General features: G+C 66.3%; 2 protein-coding genes and 1 pseudogene. All 3 read right to left on the bottom strand.

What is annotated here, in order from left to right; genetic code table 11:
• Positions 1 to 38 precede the first annotated feature (38 nt).
• The gene (locus ACFWF3_RS32630) at positions 39 to 1,208 is read right to left on the bottom strand and encodes an ABC transporter substrate-binding protein (protein ID WP_379317709.1); all 1,170 of its coding nucleotides are present in this window, start codon (positions 1,206 to 1,208) and stop codon (positions 39 to 41) included.
• 8 nt (positions 1,209 to 1,216) lie between these two features.
• Positions 1,217 to 2,059, bottom strand: a complete 843-nt coding sequence (locus ACFWF3_RS32625; RefSeq protein WP_379317707.1) for an ABC transporter permease — start codon at positions 2,057 to 2,059, stop codon at positions 1,217 to 1,219.
• A pseudogene (locus tag ACFWF3_RS32620) lies at positions 2,059 to 2,342 on the bottom strand (ABC transporter ATP-binding protein); the annotation flags it as partial. The gene ACFWF3_RS32625 and the pseudogene ACFWF3_RS32620, both read right to left, overlap by 1 nt.

Genomic DNA, 2,342 nt, shown 5'->3' with positions numbered 1-2,342 from the left:
CTTCGGACAGGTCGTAGCTGGTGGTCATGGGTGTCTCCTTAGCCGGTGACGGAAATGGCGGGGTCGAGGAATTCCTTGGTGACCAGGTCCTTCGCGGTCAGGCCGGTCGGCACGTTCGCGCCGCCCGATCGCAGGATGGGGGCGAATTCGTCGATGATGCGCTGGACGCGGGCCTCGTCGAAACTGCCGAGCACGCCGTCGGTGTCGTTGCCGATCAGGCCGCCGTCGATGAGGGCTTTGGATCCGAATTCGGCCAGTTCGGCGCTGTAGGGATTGAGCTTGGGGTTCTGCTCGACCACATCGACGACGACGTCGTTGACGTGGCTGGGATCGGCCTTGAACGAGGCCGTGGCCTGCTGGATCATCGGCACCAGCTTCTGCAGACACGGACGCAGCTCGGCGAGCTTGTCGGCGCGCACGTTGACGGTGCGGGCATAACCCTCGTAGCCGACATCCTTGAGCAGCTGGTAGCCGACCGGCTTGTTCCAGGCCCGCACCTCGTGCTCGTAGGTGAAGGGTTCGGCATTGGCGAAGCCCTGCTGAGCGAAGGACGGATCGGTGACGAAGCGCGAGGGCGAGTTGTCGTAGGAGGCGTCGACCTGCTCCTTCTTCACCAGTCCGCGCGCGACCAGCCAGTCCGGGTACAGCTGGCCCTTGGAGACCACCACCGGCTTGCCGGACTTGCCGATATCGGTGATGCCCTTCCAGTCCGGGTTGGTCTTCGGGTCCCACATCAACATCTGAGGACTGTTGCGCAGCAGCGTGGTGACGGCGACGATCGGCTGCTGACCCGCGGCGGCGATAGCGTGTTCGGAGTGCGCGAGACCGAGGGTGATGCTCTGGTCGACGTACATCTGCGACGGCACGGTCTGGAAGCCGATGGCGGGGCCGCCCGCGCGGATCTCCAGCTGCACGCCGGTGTCCTTACCGTCGGCGACGAGCGGGCCGGTGATCTTGTTGTTGTCGGCGTCGACTTTGTAGCCCGGGCCGAGCAGGCCGAAGATCGGGCCGGAGTCGGTTTCCGGCGCCCACTGGAGCTGGACGACCACGGTGGCCGGGCAAGCGCCCGCGAGTTGCTGTTCGGCCGGGGCCGGTTCGAGCGCGACGGCAGGGGCGTCGGAGGCGTCGCTGGAACAGGCGGACGCGGTGCCGGCCAGCAGCACCGCCAGCGCGGCGATACCTACGCGACGTAGGGGAAGTGTCTTCATGGTGATCCTTAGTTGGCGGAATTGTGCCAGCGGCCGACGCTGACCTTCTGGACGACCGTGAACACGGTGAACACGAGCACGCCGAACAGGGCGGCCAGCAGCAGTGCGCCGATCAGATCCTCGGATTGCAAGCGGGCGCGGTAGGTGTCGAGCAGGGTGCCGATGCCGGGCTTGCCCTGCGCGAAGAACATGTCGCCGATGATGGCGCCGGTGACCGAAAGTCCCGCGGCGGTGCGCAATCCGGTCAGGGTCGAGGGCAGCGCGGCAGGCAGTTGCAGCGACCAGAGGCGGCGCAGACGGCCCGCTCGGCCGAGGGTGAACAGCTCTTGGAGATTGCCGTCGACCGACTTGATACCGAACAGGGTCATCGCGATGATCGGATGGATCGCGATCAGCACACACACGGTGGTGCGGGCGGCGAAGCCGTAGCCCAGCCACAAGCCGATCAGCGGGACCACTGCCAGCACCGGGATCGCCTGGAGAACAACGGCGTACGGGTAGACCACGTTCTCGATCGGTTTGGCCTGACTCATCAGCACCGCGATCGCCACCCCCAGCACCGCCGAGATCAGCAGGCCGGTGATCGCGACCCTGGCGGTGACGGCCAGCGCCTCCAGCATCACCTCGAGTTTCTTCGGGTCGGCCAGCGATTCACTGAACACCACGTGCGGCGGCGGCAGCAGGAAGCGGCGACCCTCGCTGAGGACCAGCATCGACACCGCGTACCAGGCGGCCAGCGCCAAGGTGATCGAAACAATCGGCGCTACCAGCGAACTGCCGAATTTGCGCAGGTGCGCGGTGGGCAGCTGCATCTTCGTGGCGGCGGGAACACGGGCCGCGACACTCACCATCAGGCAGCCTCTTTCAACGAGCGCGAGATGCGCGAGACGAGTTGGGTGAACGCGGGTTCGAAGCGCAGTTCGCGTTCCCGCGGGTAGGGCAGGTCGACGTCGATCACCTCGTGGATGCGGCCCGGCCGGGCCGACATCACCACCACCCGCGAGGCGAGGAATACGGCCTCGGAGACCGAGTGGGTGATGAACAGGGCGGTGAAGGCGTTGTCGCGGTAGAGGCGCAGCAGCTCCTCCTGCATGTTCAGCCTGGTCATCTCGTCGAGCGCGCCGAACGGTTCGT

Source organism: Nocardia sp. NPDC060220 (genome assembly GCF_042727815.1).
In the GTDB taxonomy this organism is placed as follows: Bacteria; Actinomycetota; Actinomycetes; order Mycobacteriales; family Mycobacteriaceae; genus Nocardia.
The sequence above is the reverse complement of the archived record's forward strand: the minus strand, read 5'-3'. Positions and strand labels throughout refer to the sequence as shown.